18 protein-coding genes and 1 pseudogene are annotated in these 18,793 nt (G+C 38.3%); 4 read left to right on the top strand and 15 right to left on the bottom strand.

Annotated features, from left to right (window positions below; translation table 11 throughout):
* Window positions 1-489 precede the first annotated feature (489 nt).
* From H541_RS0106635 to H541_RS0106625, 3 genes are all read right to left on the bottom strand, one after another.
* Entirely contained in the window at window positions 490-2,013 is a 1,524-nt protein-coding gene (locus H541_RS0106635; RefSeq protein ID WP_022796546.1) for an ABC-F family ATP-binding cassette domain-containing protein, read from the bottom strand.
* A 116-nt stretch (window positions 2,014-2,129) separates the two neighbouring features.
* Window positions 2,130-2,393, bottom strand: a complete 264-nt coding sequence (locus H541_RS0106630) for an HAD family hydrolase (RefSeq protein ID WP_022796545.1) — start codon at window positions 2,391-2,393, stop codon at window positions 2,130-2,132.
* An 18-nt stretch (window positions 2,394-2,411) separates the two neighbouring features.
* Complete coding sequence (locus H541_RS0106625) at window positions 2,412-2,858, bottom strand: HAD family hydrolase (protein ID WP_022796544.1); 447 nt, start codon at window positions 2,856-2,858, stop codon at window positions 2,412-2,414.
* Window positions 2,859-3,210: 352 nt separating this feature from the next.
* On the opposite strand from H541_RS0106625, the gene H541_RS0106620 reads away from it, so the two are divergent.
* Window positions 3,211-3,726, top strand: coding sequence for a GNAT family N-acetyltransferase (locus tag H541_RS0106620; RefSeq protein ID WP_022796543.1), 516 nt, complete (start codon window positions 3,211-3,213; stop codon window positions 3,724-3,726).
* A gap of 228 nt (window positions 3,727-3,954) precedes the next feature.
* On the opposite strand, the gene H541_RS13405 is transcribed toward H541_RS0106620, so the two are convergent.
* The 11 genes and pseudogenes from H541_RS13405 to H541_RS11830 form a co-directional block, all read right to left on the bottom strand.
* Complete coding sequence (locus tag H541_RS13405; protein ID WP_052168275.1) at window positions 3,955-4,545, bottom strand: GNAT family N-acetyltransferase; 591 nt, start codon at window positions 4,543-4,545, stop codon at window positions 3,955-3,957.
* 18 nt (window positions 4,546-4,563) lie between these two features.
* Window positions 4,564-4,926 (bottom strand): annotated as a pseudogene (locus H541_RS13400) (VOC family protein); the annotation flags it as partial.
* 135 nt (window positions 4,927-5,061) lie between these two features.
* On the bottom strand, window positions 5,062-5,676 hold the full coding sequence (locus H541_RS0106610; protein ID WP_022796541.1) for a DUF1054 domain-containing protein: 615 nt from the start codon (window positions 5,674-5,676) through the stop codon (window positions 5,062-5,064).
* 102 nt (window positions 5,677-5,778) lie between these two features.
* The gene (locus H541_RS12530; RefSeq protein ID WP_240470912.1) at window positions 5,779-6,666 is read right to left on the bottom strand and encodes an AI-2E family transporter; all 888 of its coding nucleotides are present in this window, start codon (window positions 6,664-6,666) and stop codon (window positions 5,779-5,781) included.
* Between the two features lie 26 nt (window positions 6,667-6,692).
* Window positions 6,693-6,881, bottom strand: coding sequence for a hypothetical protein (locus tag H541_RS13625; protein WP_022796539.1), 189 nt, complete (start codon window positions 6,879-6,881; stop codon window positions 6,693-6,695).
* A gap of 116 nt (window positions 6,882-6,997) precedes the next feature.
* On the bottom strand, window positions 6,998-7,888 hold the full coding sequence (locus tag H541_RS0106600; RefSeq protein WP_022796538.1) for an ROK family protein: 891 nt from the start codon (window positions 7,886-7,888) through the stop codon (window positions 6,998-7,000).
* A gap of 201 nt (window positions 7,889-8,089) precedes the next feature.
* A complete protein-coding gene (gene add, locus H541_RS0106595; protein WP_022796537.1) occupies window positions 8,090-9,091 on the bottom strand; it encodes an adenosine deaminase in 1,002 nt (333 codons plus the stop codon).
* Window positions 9,092-9,150: 59 nt separating this feature from the next.
* Window positions 9,151-9,768 (bottom strand): sugar O-acetyltransferase, encoded by a 618-nt coding sequence (locus tag H541_RS0106590; RefSeq protein ID WP_026501686.1) that lies wholly within the window; start codon window positions 9,766-9,768, stop codon window positions 9,151-9,153.
* Between the two features lie 384 nt (window positions 9,769-10,152).
* A complete protein-coding gene (gene spxB / locus H541_RS0106580) occupies window positions 10,153-11,913 on the bottom strand; it encodes a pyruvate oxidase (protein WP_156831887.1) in 1,761 nt (586 codons plus the stop codon).
* A 418-nt stretch (window positions 11,914-12,331) separates the two neighbouring features.
* Window positions 12,332-13,132, bottom strand: a complete 801-nt coding sequence (locus H541_RS11835) for a formate/nitrite transporter family protein (protein WP_022796533.1) — start codon at window positions 13,130-13,132, stop codon at window positions 12,332-12,334.
* A 271-nt stretch (window positions 13,133-13,403) separates the two neighbouring features.
* On the bottom strand, window positions 13,404-14,027 hold the full coding sequence (locus H541_RS11830; RefSeq protein ID WP_022796532.1) for a histidine phosphatase family protein: 624 nt from the start codon (window positions 14,025-14,027) through the stop codon (window positions 13,404-13,406).
* A 337-nt stretch (window positions 14,028-14,364) separates the two neighbouring features.
* Between H541_RS11830 and H541_RS0106565 the strand changes: the two genes are divergently transcribed.
* The 3 genes from H541_RS0106565 (at window position 14,365) to H541_RS0106555 (ending at window position 17,644) form a co-directional block, all read left to right on the top strand.
* Window positions 14,365-15,222: a fructosamine kinase family protein gene (locus tag H541_RS0106565; RefSeq protein ID WP_022796531.1), complete on the top strand. Its 858-nt coding sequence runs from the start codon at window positions 14,365-14,367 to the stop codon at window positions 15,220-15,222.
* Between the two features lie 205 nt (window positions 15,223-15,427).
* Window positions 15,428-16,783, top strand: coding sequence for a metal-dependent hydrolase family protein (locus H541_RS11825; protein ID WP_022796530.1), 1,356 nt, complete (start codon window positions 15,428-15,430; stop codon window positions 16,781-16,783).
* 21 nt (window positions 16,784-16,804) lie between these two features.
* Complete coding sequence (locus tag H541_RS0106555) at window positions 16,805-17,644, top strand: MurR/RpiR family transcriptional regulator (protein ID WP_022796529.1); 840 nt, start codon at window positions 16,805-16,807, stop codon at window positions 17,642-17,644.
* Between the two features lie 252 nt (window positions 17,645-17,896).
* Here the strand turns inward: H541_RS0106555 and H541_RS0106550 are convergent, their stop codons facing one another.
* Complete coding sequence (locus H541_RS0106550; RefSeq protein WP_022796528.1) at window positions 17,897-18,682, bottom strand: PHP-associated domain-containing protein; 786 nt, start codon at window positions 18,680-18,682, stop codon at window positions 17,897-17,899.
* Window positions 18,683-18,793 lie beyond the last annotated feature (111 nt).

The raw sequence follows: 18,793 nt of genomic DNA, 5'->3' as shown, positions 1-18,793 counted from the left end.
TCTGCTGACTTCTGTCTATTCGTTGTTACTACGATAGTTTTTATCGCTAGACAGACCTCCCCAGGTAAGGTGCGATAACCTTCCACTCATGTCACTGCCTCATTTACTAAATGGGATTCGTGCAGTATTGGACTTTGCTTTGTGTTGCAAGCTCGTCCGTCCCAATCCAGCCTCCATATGAGATTTCTGTTCGTCAGTGCGAGTATTTGCTTTCAGCTTCCTTCAGATTCCACCTCACGGTGGACACCCTTGCCTTCAGCTAACAGTTCCTACTGCCAAGCCTGTAGTGGACTTTCACCACCAAGTTATCGCCCATGCTGGGCGCACCACTAAAAAAGACGCGGTAAGCTTTCTAAACTTACCCGTCTTTTGTAGAGAACAGAACATGTCTTTCTTAGAGAATGGTACCTATCTTTTATGGTAATCAAAATAGTTATCAAAATAGCAATCACAACTGCATTCACAATAGCGATAATATATAACAATCAATTATGTCGCAATATCAATAATGCGATCAATAAAGGGATCATAAAAACTTTGCTCATGAGAGACAACAATGACGGTTCCTTCAAATCGATCTAACGTTTCTGCTAAGGCATCCTTTGTACCTTGATCAATATGATTCGTCGGTTCATCAAGTATCAGTAGGTTTCCTTTTTTCATCGTCATTTGAGCTAATTTTACTTTTGTTTGCTCACCACCACTCAGGGTGTGAAGAGGTTCTTGTGCTAAGTCATTGATTAATCCTGCCCTTGACAATTGCCTTCTGAGTTCTTTAATCGTCGCAGTTGGATAACAATCGCTTAAGTACTGTAACGGTGTTTGTAGAGGGTACTCCCAGTGGAGATCCTGTGCAAAGTAATTGATTAGTGTGTGCTCTGGAAAATGGAATTCTCCACCTAAAGGCTTTATTTCTTCGATCAATGTTTTTAATAAGGTAGACTTACCAATACCATTGAACCCTCTGATGGCTACTTTCTCACCATTTGCTACCGTCAAATTAAGCGGTGGCAACAATGGATTCTCGTAACCAATTAATAGATCAGTCGTACTCAAAGCCATCGTACTGACAATACCACGGTATGGAAATTGAAAGTTTGGTGATGGTGCTTTACTTGGCGGTGTCAAACGATCGATCTTAGCCAGTTGTTTCTCGCGACTCTTGGCCATTGTGGACCGTGACCCTGCTTTATATTTTCTAATATAGGCTTCGGTTTTCTCAATATGTTTTTGCTGCGAGGCATATTGTTTCAGATAGGCTTCACGGTTCGCTTCCTTTTGCGATAATGCCTTTTCAAGATTACCGGTGTACTTTGTTAACTGACCAAATTCGATATCAGCAATGTGAGTTGCAATATCATTAATAAAATCTTGATCATGAGATACGACCAAAAACGTCCCCACGAATTGATTCAGGAAATCAGTCAACCACTGGACATGGGTATCATCTAAATGGTTGGTCGGTTCATCTAACACTAAAATATCAGGCTTCTCCAACAGCAACTTAGCTAAAATGGCCTTTGACTTTTGACCGCCACTTAATTGTCCCATCAGTGTGTCAAGGCCAAAAACATCAAGTCCTAGTCCCTTAGCCATCTCTTCTATTAAAGTATCAATTTGGTAAAAATCGCTTTGATCTAGTTGAGTCTGCAAGGCACCAGCTTTAGTTAATAATTTTTCGTCCATTGTATCACTATAAGTAGCATATAATAACGTGATTTCAGCCTCCATATCACTCAGATCTTGGTAGGCTGATTTCAAAAAGTCATACAGTGAACTTGATTCATCCACTTCAACATACTGGTCCAAATACCCTAAATGACTGTTTTTGGGGATCATCACAGACCCCTCATCAGGCAGAATCTCTCCGGTTATGATCTTGATCAAGGTACTTTTCCCAGCACCGTTATGACCAATCAACCCAACATGCTCGCCCGGATTTACTTGTAAATTTAATTGTTCATACAACATTTTGTCACCAAATTGTTGCGTTATATTTGTAAGACTTAACATGGTGTTCCTTCCGTACAACTTCATTTTCTATTTAAACATTATCTGCTTAAATATTTTCTACTTAAACTATGGCAAGATTTTTATTGACTATGTTTTTATTGACTATGGTAGAACAACTAGGATTTCTTCAAGATTGATTCAATCAACTTTGAAACAGTGGGAGTCGTCTGACCAATAGCACGTTTTATGACAGCATCAGCATTTGGCATTTTACGCCCATTAAAATCAGTTAACATTTCTAAATCATTTTGCGAGTCGCCTACCGTATACACCTGGTGATAATCAACAGACACATGATCCACAAGCCAAGTGATAGCATGAGACTTACTAATTCCTTTAGCAACAATTTCTACAGAATGAACCTTTCCCCCTTCGATCATCAGTAAATAGCAATTTAACTAGCTGATACACTGATTTAAAGTAGCAACAAAACATTCTGCAGCTTTCTTTTCTTTAAACCGCACTTTCACGATATCGACAGACTCAAGTTCTTCAGCTCTCATAGAATCTTTGAATGGCGAGCAATACTTTCTGTTGATGATGTCCTCTTTAAAACTAGTCATCGTCAGATCGACCTCAGCCATCAACTGGTCAGATAGTGGTTGATGCCATAGTAATTTAGCTTCATGATCCAAAATAATGGCACCATTACACAAAATCAAATAATTATAGAACAAGTCACATTGCTCCACCCATACTTTGAAACTTTCATAAGACCGACCCGTGGCGAAAGTAAATAGATTCCCCTCGCCAACAAATCGATCGACCCACATCTTATTGACTTCAAGCTCCTCATCTGTACGATAAAAAGTATCGTCATAATCACTTACCAATAATTGTCTCATTATACCGTCCTAAATTCTACTATAATAATTAATGCTTCATCTTCTGCCTTCAGTGACCTATATCACTTCTGTTCTAAGTGACTTATATAGCACACAAACGCGAAACTGAAATAATACTTCAATAACACTTAAACAAACATTGAATTGAGCACTGATATGAACACTGAAAACAAACTTGAAAAAGTTGAAACCAACTAGACACTTTAAAAGATTAACACACTATTGATAGTCCTGAAAGATATTAAGTAAAATAATTGTCAGAAGTCCTTATTTAGGTATAAAATGAATCAAACAACCCAATAACCAACTAATGAAAGAATGACAACTCATCATCTATAAAGGGGAAACGTTCATGGCAGCTATTTATATGCGTCAAGCAACTTTATCAGACTTACCAACGATTATGGCGATCATCAATGAAGCTAAGGAACTATTGAAAAAAGACGGAAGCCCGCAGTGGCAAGATGGGCGACCAAACGAAGAAATTCTAACCAACGACATCAACCATAAACACTGTTTCGTGTTGATCTATGATCATTCGATTGCATCAACCGTATCGCTGACTGGGGCTGATCCCCATTACGCAGAAATCGACGGTCAATGGCACAATAACACCGACCCGTACTACACGATCCATCGTATCGCGATTTCAAGTCAATTTAGAGGTAAGCATTTAACGAACTATTTATTTTCAAATATCATTACCTACACACTCTTACAAGGCATCAAAAACATCAGAATTGATACCCACAAAATCAACAAAAGAATGCAAGGCTTATCCTTAAAATTCGGCTTTGAATATAGAGGAATCGTTCGCGTCGCTGAAGGTGACACTGGCTTACGCTATGCCTATGAATTGAATCTCTAGGTCTTTTTTAAAAATGATAGCTTCTCATAGCTCTTGATAACTCCTGATAACTCTTGATAACTCTTGATAGATTTTATCATGAAGGATTAAATTGATTGATTATAAAGAAGCTCCTAAAGATGTCTTCAAAGACTCTTTAGGAGCTTCTTTATACCATTCACACCATTTACCACTCTGACTTCCATTCTGATTACCATTCAGAAATTACTTCAGAATTTATTTCAGAATTTACTTTTTTTGTTTCTCGTATTCTTCCCGCAATATTCCATACTTGATTGAGTCATAGTACTTACCCTCGTAAAAACGCACTTGTCTCACTTTTGCCTCTAGAGTCATACCTAACTTTTCCCCTAAAGCCAACATTCTTTTATTACCTGACCAGGTTGTATAACCCACTCGTCTAATGTAGGGGTAACGCTCGAATAAATCAGGAATCCATAATTCTAAAGCTTGACGGCCATATCCTTTTTGCCACAAATCTGACCGATAGATAGCAATGCCGAACTCCATCCACTGTCTCAGGTTATCATCTTCCCAGTGGGCAGTGACTAGTCCTACTATCTCATCATTTACCAGAATAAGACGCCGATTAGGATTTCCTACCGATACGCCACCAAAACCATTACGAAAAGCCTCCCAAGAAATAACGGGGTCGTTGAAATAAGGACCATCCCACTTCTTCCATTCTAAATCAGCCTCGGGACCATAAGCTATCTCCCACCAACTTCTAAGATCTTCCAGGCCAATTTCTCTAATGCTCACCACATCATCAGCCGACCTCGTCAAGGTCGGATTTGCTGAGTGAGAAATGAAATCCATCGCAACGACTTCTAACTTGATACGATCAGGATCTTCAAAATAGAGGGCATAATGATCCTTGCCACCCGCAAAAGGATAACAATCGTCATATAATACCGTCACTTCATCATCGGCTAAGTAAACATCTCTAAGAGCATCTAGCTGTTCAACTGTATCGATTTTAAAAGCTAAGTGATTAAGACCAACAGATGTTCGGTTGTACGGAACTATCACTTTTTTAGGATCAACTTGGACAAAAACGATGTAAAAGCCATCTTTTTGATAACCAATCCCTCGGTCCCACCTTTGATAAACCTCATATCCCAAAACATCTAGCAATAATCGGTCATAAAAATGTATCGTTGTTTGTAAATTCGAGACATAAATTTCAATATGATGCATCACTTGAACTCCTTAACCAGTTTCTTAACCATTAGTAACGATAGCGACATGTCGTCGCGATTTCTTCGATTACTTATTTTGAAAGCTTTATTTAGTTTTAGCCGGTATCCCAGCTTCGAAATCGAGTTTAATCTATTACCCTGAGACTACACTCATGGCTTTTTCATAACTAGGCAATAAGGACTGATAAGTTTCTAGCATATATGCTCTAGCTTTTTCTGGCTCTGCCCAATAGTCACTGTCCTTTGGAATAATCCGGCCAATTTGAAATTCTCCCTTTTTGACATCACGAAAACGCGTCAACAGTTTCACGATACGTTCTTTTGTCATTGGCTCAACTGTTTCCTTTGTATGATCTCCAGACAGCACAAAGTCTTTTGGTAGATCTTCGAACACTTCTAGGTGATCCAACAATGTTGTCGCGATTTCCAACTCGTTCTTAGGACGATCAATACAGGACAGCCACATAAAGACATAATCAGGCCATATACCTAATTGAAAATGCGGTTCCATTTTGTACCCTCTTTTTTGACGACTTAAAGCAGACCAAGTATTCTCTGGCGCATAGGTTGTACGCCTTCTATGCTGTGCAATATGGACGAATAACTCATGTCCTATTTCTTTTTCAAGTTGCTCTTTAAAGTAGTCATCCAACTCCTGAAAAGTCGGCTGGATCTGCTCACGGATGGCAGCCATTCTGGGTTCTAATCCTTCAATTAAAAAAACATCAAAACTCTCTCTTGTAAACATTTCTATCCCCTATCATTATTGAAAAAGCCAACAAATGAGCAAACAGCACATTTGTTAGCTTATATTAGCTTATGGTAATTCACCTAAAGACTTAAAAAATAACTACTTAATTTCTCGATTAGTACTTTCAATAACCGATTTCTTATTGCTCCGATAGAATTGCCAAACTGTTTTGCCCATAGCCCTGATGATTGCAAAAACTGGTAAAGCAATAATCATTCCTAATATTCCCATCAAATTTCCGGCAGCTAATAACAAGAAGACCACGATGATGGGATGGATATGCATCACTGATTTCATCACCAATGGCGACACTAGGTATGACTCGCCAAACTGGATGATGGTGATGACTATTACCAATAGAAGTGTTAAATTGAAATCCATACTCAAAGCCACAAAGAATGCAGGTGCAGCTCCTAAGAAGGGACCAAAGTAAGGAATCAAGTCCATCAACCCACAGATAACGCCTAGTAATAAGGCATTAGGGAGTCCCATGATCATAAACAAAATAATACTCGATATTCCAACGTAAAGGCACACTAATAATTGCCCCGAAATATAAGCGGATGCGGAAATATTGAAATCTTGACAGAGATCCAGCACCAAGCTTTTATAATGTTTGGGGAAGAAGTTTGCTAAAACGTTAGGAAGTGCATCGCCTTGTTTGTACATGTAAAAAACCAATAATGGGAACGTAAACAGTGTTACAGCAGAATGTGAGATGATCGAGATGACATTCGTCACACTAGCAGTTGCGCCTGTGATAAAGTTGAAGATCATTGAACTTATCTGACCAAAATCAACTCTGTCTAAGAAAGGTTCTAGCACATTATCTAAAGCAGATTGATCGACGGCATCCACAATCTTCTCAATAATGACCGGAATCTGATAGGCAAAGCCTACGGAAGCCGCTATCAGCTTTGGAATCAAAAAACTGACAATGGCAAGCACGATTACGATAATCATGATAAAAGTAACCAAGACAGCCAAGTTTTTCTTGTGCGTCCTTTTTTCAATCATTTCAAAAAGGGCAAGAAAATATAATAGAGAAACACAGCAATGATCAGTGGCACAAATACACTTGAGAACAAGGCCTCGAGTGGCCGAAAAACAAATGGTATCTTGGAATAAACAAATATGGTGACGCCTATTAACAAGGTAATCACTATAAATGCTAGTACTTTCGATTGTCTTAAATACTTCACTCTCTTAACCTCCAACAGCTTAGGCACATCTCATAACGACCCTATTGTACCGTAAAATCGCAACAACCGTGTCATAAACATACCATATTAGACTATTGGATAACAGAAATATTAAATCAAGACTGCGACATTGTTTCCTTAAAATGAGCAACTGCCCCAATCAAATTAGCATCTTGTCCAAATTCTGCCAGTTTGACGGATACATCTAACCCCTGGGCTTTGGAGATCTTTAATAATTCGTTTAGCCTTTTCTCTAGCGGTTTTAAGATCTCTTTTCGAGATGATATCCCACCACCGATAACAATCACCTCAGGATCGATTACTAGGGACACCGTATGCATCGTACGAGATATCGTTTCATAAAACTGATCAACTTTTACTTGAGCATCATAATTGCCCGTATCTGCAAGCCTAAACAGGTCTTTCCCAGAAAAGGCTGTTTCAATTTTTTTCTCTGTGGCATAAGCGCGAGCTAAAGCAACAGGACTCGCAGTCTCACTCACTGTACGTGTCTTATTAGCGAGAAAATAGCCAAACTCTCCACCAAATAAATGGGATCCTTTGACCAATTTCCGATTAATACAAATTGCCCCGCCTATACCAGACCCGATAATGAAGAAAGCAGCAGTTTGCGCATCCTTAGCACTTCCAGCAGACATTTCAGCTAGGGCAGCACAGTTAGCATCATTTTCTATGGCTACAGGCTTAGAAAACCAGTCTTTTAATTCTGTCACAATAGGAAAATGATGAATATAGGGAATGGCACTGATACCCTCGATAACACCTTTACTACTATCCACAGACCCTGGTGCACTGATTGCTATGCCTTCAATACCACCATATTGAGTCTGGTGACAATCATAGTGATCATAAATTTTTTTCAATTTACTCTTCATTTCTTGCCAACTACTAGGTGTTTTGAAAACACCCTTATCTACTAAAACCTGCTGACTGTAACAACCGCATTTAACTGCAGTACCGCCAAAGTCAAAACATATAATTGCCATCACTCATCCCTCACACTTTCATTGATTTCTTTATCTTACGATAGTCTATCCAATAGCTTTTTCGATAGCTTTTTCAATAGCTTATACAATACCTTTTACAACTGGTATCCTATCTAACTTTAGATACCGCTTACTTTCATTCTAAACTACCTAAAATAATTAGTCTATACTTTTAGAGATCAAAAAAACAGCTTGTCGCCCTTAGAGGTCGGAATAGCTGTTAATGATTTGAGTGATGATTTCTTTTTTGGTTTTTTCATCTGCAAACGATCCTTCAATCGCATTGAGATTTAACTCTTTCATTTCGTCATAGGTCAGGTCAAAATGCTCTGCTAATTTTTCGTATTCATCTGTTAAGCTTGTCTGAGAGACGGTACGATTGTCGGTATTTATACAACACTTGAGTTGCTGAGCAAGGAATAAGCGAAAGGGATAGTCTTCCCAACTGTCGATGGCATTTGTCTGCAAATTACTCGTTGGACACAATTCAAGAAGTGTTCCCTTATCCCGGCATACTGCCATTATGGCTGGATCATCCTTAATAGCAACCCCATGCCCTATCCGCTCAGCACCTAGTTCAATCGCCTCTAACACATTATGCGAACACCCACATTCGCCAGAATGGAGCGTCAATCTTAAGCCAGAGTTCAACCCTTTTTTGATGCAGCTTTTTAGTTTTAAGTTACCATGATCTTCTTCATTTCCAGCGAAATCGAAGCCTACTACTCTGGAATTATGCAGTTCTTTGATCTCATTCAATAACTCATTATTTCGTTCCTGTGAATGATGTCGCATCCCTGATACCAACACATTAGCTTTAACCGCATACTTCTCCTGAGCAGCGGTTATCCCATCGCAAACTGCTGAAATAATCTGTGCTACGGTCAATCCCTTTCGTTGATGTAACAATGGGGCGAATCTGATTTCGATATAACTGACATTCTCCAATGCAACTTGTTCAATGAGATCATAGGAAGCTAACCGTAGATTTTCTTCTAATTGTAACAATGGCAATACCGCATCAAAACTATCGAGATAGTCTTGTAGCGATAAGCATTTTTTAGGGGCATGAACAGCCTCGACAGATGCCACGGGCACACCATCTTTTTCTGCTAATCGTTTGAGTGTTTCTAATCGGATCGAGCCATCCAAATGACAATGTAACTCTACTTTAGGTAAAATCTTAATTTGATCTCGTTGCACCCTAGTCTCCCCTTTTCATTATTTTTACTATCATAATAAAGGGCAGGTCCTAATGCAAGTCAAATTTGACAATCTTGTTGGAAAATAGCTTGTTGCTCTTCCCAGTAACGCTGATCTTCATCTGTAATCTCTCGAATGACCCGACAAGGATTCCCAGCAGCAATCACATGACTGGGAAGATCTTTCGTTACGACCGAACCAGATCCAACGATTGTATTATCCCCAATTGTGACTCCCGGATTAACAATAACATTGCCCCCTAACCAGACATTATCGCCGATGCTGATCTCTTTGCCAAATTCTGGTCCACTTGTACGCACCACCGCATCGATAGGATGACCAGGAGTATACAAGCACACCCGTGGTCCAAACATGACATTATGACCAATAGAAATACGAGCGACATCTAAGAAAATACAATCTGTATTGGCATAGAAGTTTTCACCGATAGCAATATTTTTTCCATAATCACAGAAGAACGGTGGTTCAATATAAATATTTTCACCACTAGCTCCTAACAATTCCTTCACGAGTTGTTTTCTATCATCCAATTGAGTCTCATCGGTTTGATTGATCAATCGGAGTAATCGCCTCCCGTTTAACGCATCGCGTCTTAATTCAGGATCCGATGCCAGATAAAGTTCTTGAGCTAACATCCGTTCTTTTTGAGACCTTATTTTCTTACCATCTTTCATCTGTTCTCTAGTTTTCTTTTTGTTATCTTTTTTGACCATTAAGTCATCTCCAATACTTTAGTTTTATTATTCAGAATAGCTTGTTGGACTGTTTTATTATTTAGCTCCATATCTAGTAAATTAGCTCTAACTCTCGTCATTTATCTCCTTTTCCTATTATAAGCACTAGATTTTATGAACTCACAGTTCATATCCGATAGGAACTGATCTTCATATTTATGAAATGTCCCATAAAAAAAGATTACCCTAAAATCAGTGAGATTTCGAGTAATCTTTCTCCTATTTATTCGTTGTAATATTCATTGTAATTAACAGTTCTTACAACTTGTCCTGATGGTACTCACAAATTGTTCTTGTGAATTATTCTTATAATTTTTGTTCTTTCAAGAAATGGTGCAATGGCAACAAGTTTTCGCCATAATACCTTTCTTTAAAAGCTTTGATTTGTTCTGAAGTAAATTTACGGTCGTCTAGTTGTAAATGTTCAACTGGAATTGGTCTATCAAGTGAAATCTTAGCATCAATGACAACCACATGACCATTTTTTTCATCCTCAATAGCTTGTGCAAAGACTTTATCTAACTCATCAATTTTTCTAACCGTATAGCCTTTAGCCCCTTGAGCTTCAGCAATCTTGGCGAAGTCGATATCAGCAATATCAACCCCATAGAAATGATCGTTAGTATCTTCTTGTTCGTCACGAATGAAAGCAAAACGTTCATTGGTGAAAACGACGTTGATAGAAGGTAATTTGTATTTCACAGCTGTCACGATGTCTTGGAAGACCATCGTAAAGCCACCATCACCTGATAGACTCCAAACTTGTCTCTCTGGAAGTTCTGCTTTAGCGGCAATAGCTCCTGGAAGACCGTTACCCATCGTGGCAAATAATTGCGACGTCCGCCACATATTTTTAGGATTCATGTGTAAGTGTCTGATGGATGTTTGGGTTGTATTACCCACATCAATAGAATAAATAGCATCCTCAGCTGCCACTTTATTGATGGCATTGTACACTTGGAACAATTGCAATTCGCCCTCATTACGTTCTTCTAAGGCTTGCATGTATTCCTTCCAGTTTTTGTTATTAGCGATATTAGCTTCATACCATCCATTATCAGTCTTAACAGAAACTTCACTCAAAATTTTATCAATGGCTAATGAAGCGTCTCCAAGGATTGAAACATCAGCATGATGTCTTTTACCAAGTTTGAAAGGATCAATATCAATTTGAACAAACTTCTTGATATTGCCAAACATATTTTCTGCTTCAGAGAATGGGAAGTTACTTCCAATGAATAGGATAGTATCTGCTTCTTCTAAGACTTCATTTGCTGGTTTCCAACCTACACGGTAAGCAGACCCTAACAAAGCGTCTGTATCGTAATCGAAGTTATCAAAGTTAATCCCAGTAATAACGATTGGCGCCTTGATTTTCTTAGAAAGTTCAACAACGGCCTCGCCACAACCACGGGTCCCAACACCAGCATAAATAACTGGCTTTTCTGCTTCTTCTAAAATAGAAACAGCAGCTTTGATGTCTTTTTCATCTGGGTCTAATAGTGGACGTTCTCTATAGGCATTAGCAGCAGAATAAGTATCTTTCTTATCAATCTTAGCCCAACCAAAGTCAACTGGTACTTCAACTACTGCAACACCTTTTTTAGCATAGGCTGTACGAATAGCTTCATCTAAGACTTTTGGCAATTGTTCAGGATATGCCACTCTTCTGTTGTAGACGGACACATCTACAAAGTAAGGATTTTGGTTAAATTCTTGGAACATATCGAGATTGAGTTGTTTTAATGGTCGTTGTCCTACGATGGCTAACAATGGAACGTTATCATATTTGGCATCATATAGTCCATTGAACAAGTGAGTTGCTCCTGGACCGGCGGAACCGATACAAACACCTATTTTTCCAGTAAATTTGGCACTCATTGCAGCAGCAAGTGCTCCAACTTCTTCATGCCTAACTTGAACAAAGTTAATATTCCCTTGTTCTTTCTCAAATGCGTCCATCAACGAGTTAAGAGAGCCAGCTGGTAATCCATAAGCATTGCGGATACCCCACTCTTCTAGCACCTTTAAGCCAGCAACCCAGCCGTCAATTGTGTCGGTCAAAATCAATCACTCCTGTAATATTATTGTATATCTTTATAGACATAGACAACCGCATTATACTCCTAATATCTTATTAGTCTACCCTTGAGGCTCAAAAAATCCAGTTTTTTTCACAAATTGAAGCATTTAAGAAAGATTTTTTAATAAGCTTACAAAATTTTTGATAGCGATTTATTGAAATGGGTTACTTCGCTATATACAATCTCTTTTTACAAATCTACTAATCAAAATAAAAAGGACCATCTTGAAAAAGATGATCCAACACTCTCAATTGCAAATTCACATTCATTGTATGTTTGTCTTATTCTAAAAGATTGTTACAGATTGATGACCTCAGCTGTTAAAAAAACTATTACTGGTTAGTACCTTCAGCTAAAAAAAAGACTAATACTGGTTAATAACCACAGCTTTTAAAAAATTATTACTGGTTGATGACCTCAGCGACATCGTCAGTAGTTGTAACATGGACACTATCTGCCTTATAAGCCATGGCATACATACCACCAACAACCAGTGCTCCCCCTACTAAATTCCCGACAACGACAAAAAAGAGATTGAAGAGCATTTCCCACAGTGAGTTAAGCCCACTATTCATCCCCATCGTCAACAGAAAGACATTCGCAACACTATGTTGGAAACCTAAGAAGACAAAAGCAGCTACTGGTGGCCAAATCAGAACCATCTTTGAAATATGTGATTGACTACTATCAGCAAGCCAGATGGCTAAAGTAACTAAGACATTACAGAATATCCCTGAAACAATCATCTCTAATGGACTCGCATCAATCTTAGATAGAACCATATGTTCCAGCACATCACGATTCTGATTAGTAACAAAATGCATGACCGACCCTGCGCAAAAAGCTGTCAACATTGCGCCTATAGCATTGAAAATCAAGACCACCAACCAATTCTTTACCATATCCTTGAAGCTAATGACTTTTAAATAGAAACCAAGCGAAAGTTCCAGAATATTGCCGGTAAATAACTCTCCACCTGCAACTACGATCAATAACAATCCAATTGGGAAAAAAAGTGCACCAATCAAGGCATTCAGATCGGTTGTTATGGAACTCATCACTTTGAAATAGAGTAAATAGCCTAAAGAAATATAAACCCCCGCTAAAAAACCTAGAATAGCTGTTTTATAAAGCGGCTCAACAGCCTTAGCCTCACCTTTATGAGAAGCATATTGTAACAAATCATTTCCTAATAGATCCATTTTTTCCATCCTAACTACTAGAATTTGACCCATTTCTCATGAGTCAGTTTTTCTGCTTTCATTCATGATATTAGTCATTGCCTATTCATGATTGTATTCATGATTGTATTCATAATCGTATTAATGATTCCATTTATGGTTTTATTCGTTTTTAAGTAGTTAAACAGGTGTTACACTAGTATATAGGAGTTTATTGACAATTAAAACCCTAACTTTTACTTTTGATACCTTTTCAATCGTTCGTCATTTAACTATAGAAACTAACCAGACCTCAATAGACGATTCGGTTCAGAAAATCAACAGCATAAACGCCACGTTCATCTCGTCTTATATGGGATAAGCTTGTTGATTTGGGGTCAGGAATCTCAAGAACATTCTCTTCTACTAAACTAGAAATCAAAAAACGAATCGCAATGCGATGAGAGACGATAACAATTGTTCCGTCTTTTACCTCTTCGGCGACACGATCAAAACCTGTGCGAACGCGTTTTGATAGCTCGTCAAAAGTCTCCCCACCGTTATGCGGTTGATAGTGAGATTGATCAAACCAAAAATCATGCCATTCCTTTGGATCTTTGGCCTCAATAGCTGCGAAGTATTGCCCTTCCCAATCTCCCATGTTGAGCTCTTGAAACTCAGGCACTGTCTCCAACTTTGTATTGAGAAAATGGTTTAAGTGTTCAGCAGTTTGAATCGCTCGTTTACTAGGACTAGTGTCAATTCTATCAATGTCATCGATATCGCTATCTTGGACCATTTGCGCCATTGCCTTTCCGAGTAAATCTGCCTCTAGCACACCTTGAGATGTCAGTGGTGAATTCTGCCACCCTTGCATTCTCTTTTCCACATTCCAAACCGTTTGTCCATGTCGCACAAAATATACTTGCAGTCCCATAAAATTGATTCACATCTCCTGTTTAATAGTGGTTATATTATGTATATATTCTGACTATAACGTGTTGTATCGTGCTTATATCGTTTTTATATTGCTTATAGGATAATCATATCCCTTATTTCATTTTAAAGGCAGAAGCTCTTATTTCAAGCTTAACTTGCTCATTGAAAAATCTATCCGTCAGTTTTACATGAACACATTCTTGACTGCTGACATGAAATTGACTACTGACACAAAATTGACTACTGATATGAACTTGAATGTTGACAGGTAATGCGTGTTATTTGAGCTCTTTAACCGATACTGTTACGTTTATAGTATAAGGGAGGAACGTAAAATGGACAAAAATTGGATCAAAAAGTTACCAATCGACCAAATCACAGATATCAAGCCGATATCAGGTGGGGACGTCAATGATGCCTATCAAGTGGTAACAACCAAACAACGTTACTTTTTATTGGTACAACCTAATCACCCAAAGTCATTTTATGAAAGCGAGATTGCTGGATTAAATGCCTTTAAAGAGGCTGGAATTAAGGCACCACGTGTCATCGCTACTGGGGAGATAAATGGTGATGCTTTTTTGCTACTTAACTTTTTAGAAAAAGGAAGTGGTAGTCAAAGAGAATTAGGTCAATTAGTGGCCAAACTCCATAAAACTGCTTCACCAAATGGTCAATTTGGCTTTGACTATCCTTACTCTGGCAGTAGTATCAACTTTGACAATAGCTATACTGATTCATGGATAGACCTCTTTGTTAATCGCCGTCTTGATAAATTAGCTCAAGTGATCCTGGAAAAAGGATTATGGACAGAACAAGATCATACGCTTTACAAAAAGGATCGAGAAATCATCGTCGCTACTTTAGAAAAACATGACAGTAAGCCTGAGTTGATTCACGGAGATTTATGGGGTGGTAACTACATGTTCTTGTCAGACGGTAGTACCGCACTCATAGACCCTGCGGCTTTATATGGAGACCGAGAATTAGATATTGGTGTCACCACAGTATTTGGTGGCTTCAGCTCTGATTTTTACGAAGCTTACCAAGAAGCTTACCCACTAGCTCCTGGTTATCAAAAGCGATTAGAATTTTACCGTCTCTACTATTTGATGGTACATTTAAACAAATTTGGCACGTTATACACTAATAGCGTCCAAAATGCCCTAGAAACTGTCATTAACGATCAATAAACAACAGTTGCCTTTTGACTTATACCATTGGCGGTTATACAATACCTTTAATAAGTGACTAGAATAATGTCATACAGTCTACAGTTTCTTGTTTACGTTTAATGATGGGGAGTCTATGACGTTTTTTGTGTGGTTAATTACTCTACTTTTGGTAGTTTTAGCGTCATTTCTGTGTTATTAGCAGGGTATGGTGAGGAGGATTCTTATGAAAAGTATTATAAAAGGTGGTCTTGTCTTATTACCGCATGCGGATGATTTTGTGAAGTTAGATATCGTGGTTGATGATTCAGGGAATATTTCTGAATTAGGAGATGATATTGCTATCACTGGGAATGAGATGACCCACGTGATTGATGTCACTGACAAGTACATCATTCCGGGCTTAATTAATGCTCATGCCCATTTATTTGCTTCAGGGAATCTTTCCGATAAAAAACCGACAGCTGTAGTCGTTAAAACCATTGCAGCACTTCTTCAAACAAAAGTTGGGAAAAAGATTCTTACCGACCGAATGAAACACAACGCGCTGACTGAACTGCGAACGGGAGTCACCACTATTCGCTCGGTCGGTGAATTCCATTATCTTGATGTTAAATTAAGAGATGATGCTGAAAAAGAAGTCGGTATCTATCCAAATCTCTTAGTTTCAGGTTTCCTCTTGAGCATAACTGGTGGACATGGCGCTCCTTATCTAGCTCTTGAGAGCGACTCTCCTTGGGACGGTCGTAAGAATGTCCGCAAGAATGTTAAAGCTGGTGTCGATTGGATCAAAATCTGTGCCACAGGTGGTGTCACAGATGCAAGGCGTGTCGGAGAAGCGGGTGCTCTGCAATTCACTGAAGAAGAGATGACAGCTATCTGTCAAGAAGCTCATAAAGTCAATTTGATGGTCGCTGCACATGCTCAAAGTACCGAAGGCGTTCGATTAGCTTTAAGAGCAGGCGTCGATACAATCGAGCATGGGGCAGCAATGGATGAAGAAATTATTCAACTCTTCAAAAATAATCCGAAGAGCTACCGTGGATACTCTGCACTCATCCCAACTTTTGCACCTGCCGCTCCATTCACCCTACTTGATCCTAATGACTTGAAACTCGACCCGATAACAGTCAAAAATGCTGAAATCGTTTATCACAATATGATTACCGGTTACAAACAAGCACTGGAAAATGATATCAAAATTGGAGTGGGCAATGATGCCTCAATGACCTTTGTAACCCATTATGATTTCTGGCGTGAACTCGATTATGCTAGCCAGATTGCAAATCTCAAACCGATTGACGTTATCACTCGCGCTACTGCTGGTAATGCTGAAATTATTGGTTTAAAGGATAAAATTGGGACCATCGAACCCTCTAAAATGGCTGATTTGTTAATTCTATCAACTAACCCGTTGAATAACCTAAAGCATTTAACAGATATCTATTGCGTGGTGAAAAGTGGGACTGTAGTTCCTGACAAAAATGCGGATTTCTTCGAGCCACTTAACGCCCTATTGGATGATATTGCTGACAACAAACTGCCAGAATCACTGAATAAAATATCTTTAGAAGAAGAATAAACTGGTTTTAAAGGGGCACCTATGACAAATAATTTGTTCTTAACCGATCACATTACCTATACTAAGCGGCAAAAATACGTTATTAACTATATTTATAAACATATTGACACTATTCCTTTTATGACTATCAACGATTTAGCCAAGGCTAGTGGGACATCAGTTGCAACGATATCTAGACTTGTAAGAATTGCTGGCTATGATTCTTTTAAGGATTTGAAAACATCCATTGTGACGACAAAAACCGTTGCTTCCCCAGCTGAAAAAATTAGTAAGGCAATGAAAAATAGCGAACAATCAGATTTTTCAAGATCACTTCTTTACCATGCCTTTCAAATTGAAAAAACGCTAGAAATGATTGATCAACAAGCGATGCATGAAGCAATAAACCATATACTGACTGCAAAAACCATCTATTTCCATGCCAAAGGTGCGGCGCATTCTCTTGCTGAGCTTTTTGCCTTTCGGCTTAATCGGATTGGACTAACCACCAACCTTTTAGCAAGCGGTGGATCTGAAATCTTTGAACAGTTAACACAAGTTACAGATAAGGATTTACTCATTCTTTTTAGCTTTCAAAAAGCCTCACAAGAAGCAAAAGTCTTACTAGAACATACTAGAAACATTAGTTGCCCAACAGTTCTTTTTACTAGCCAACTGTATGATAGCTCTTCTAACAGAGCAGATATCAACCTATATGTGTATCGTGGCGAGGAAACAGAATATCACTCTATGACTGCTCCAGTCGCTATTATTGATACCTTGACTGTCCTTGTTGCTAAGAGTGCTGGAGATCAAGCTATTGAATATCTTGATCGTTTATATCATTTAAAACAGAACTATATCGACCACATTCCTCTATGAAATCATTAACTTTATATAGCAGTCTACCTTGTGCAGCCATACACTATGATAAAGAAGATGTTGTTATTTCTTATATCATTTACTTTGAAAAATATTAGTTAATTAAAGAAGGAACTCTTTTTAACCTAGTGATAGGAAAACAATTGTCTACGGTTTAAATTGTGATTTGTTTAGAGCATATAACAAGGATACAAAACAAAAAAGAAGCTTAATTGGCTTCTTTTTTGTTTTGCTCGTTTAGTTGTCGTTCAGTTAATGAGGCAAAATTGAAACATAATTGCCTCCTAATGCATCGATTTGTTTCATTGCCTTTTTCAACGTACTTGCCGTCTCGACTCTAAATACTGCATCACTTGCAGTATGAACGGTATAGTTTTCACTTAAAACTGCTTTTTTCAAATCTTCAACTGTATCGACATCATATCTGAAATTGTTGTATACCGTCATATATTGATAGCCTTGGTGCGTATCACTACCTGCTACAACAGGCTTTTCAAGAGACTTAGCAAATGAATTAACCTCAAATTCACATAACTCTCCCTTAGCAGCAAAATCCTTACCATTCAAATCAATAAAATCATAGTTCGCAAGAAGCTCTGGTGCTAAAGAGGGGATATTTCCACCTTCACGGTATGAATGAGCAGCGCCAAATATAACCGGATGCTGTTTAACTAACTGACCAAGACCTTCTAAAGGAATGAAATGTCCTTTTTTCATAAAAGGCTTTAAATCATTGTGGATGGCCAGAATGTCCTTTAATTGGCCAATCACTAAGTTATGCCCACCTTCGTTGATATCAATTTCTATACCAGGAAAAACTTTTAGTTGATTCTTATAGATAAAGCAATCTCCATGAGGTGTTAATTCTGTTGCAACAAATTCATATAAATCCTCAAATTGCGTGGTGTTGAAGTGCTCGGTCAAACATAAGGCTTCTAAGCCTGACTCAATCGCAGTATCGAACAACCACTTTGTATATTCTTTTTTAAATGTTAGTGTTTTAGCAAGTTTGCCATGTGTATGAAAATCAATAATCATGTTAAAGCTCCTTTATAGTTAATCGTTTTATGTGCTATTTTATTCTCTCGTTTTAGGTTGGTGCTTTAATTTATTGCTTAAGCAGATTGTTTTTAAAGACTTACTGTAACA

The sequence above is a fragment of the Bavariicoccus seileri WCC 4188 genome (assembly GCF_000421665.1).
Taxonomy (GTDB): Bacteria; Bacillota; Bacilli; order Lactobacillales; family Aerococcaceae; genus Bavariicoccus; species Bavariicoccus seileri.
Note: the sequence above shows the minus strand (reverse complement) of the source record. Positions and strands in the feature narration are given on the sequence as shown.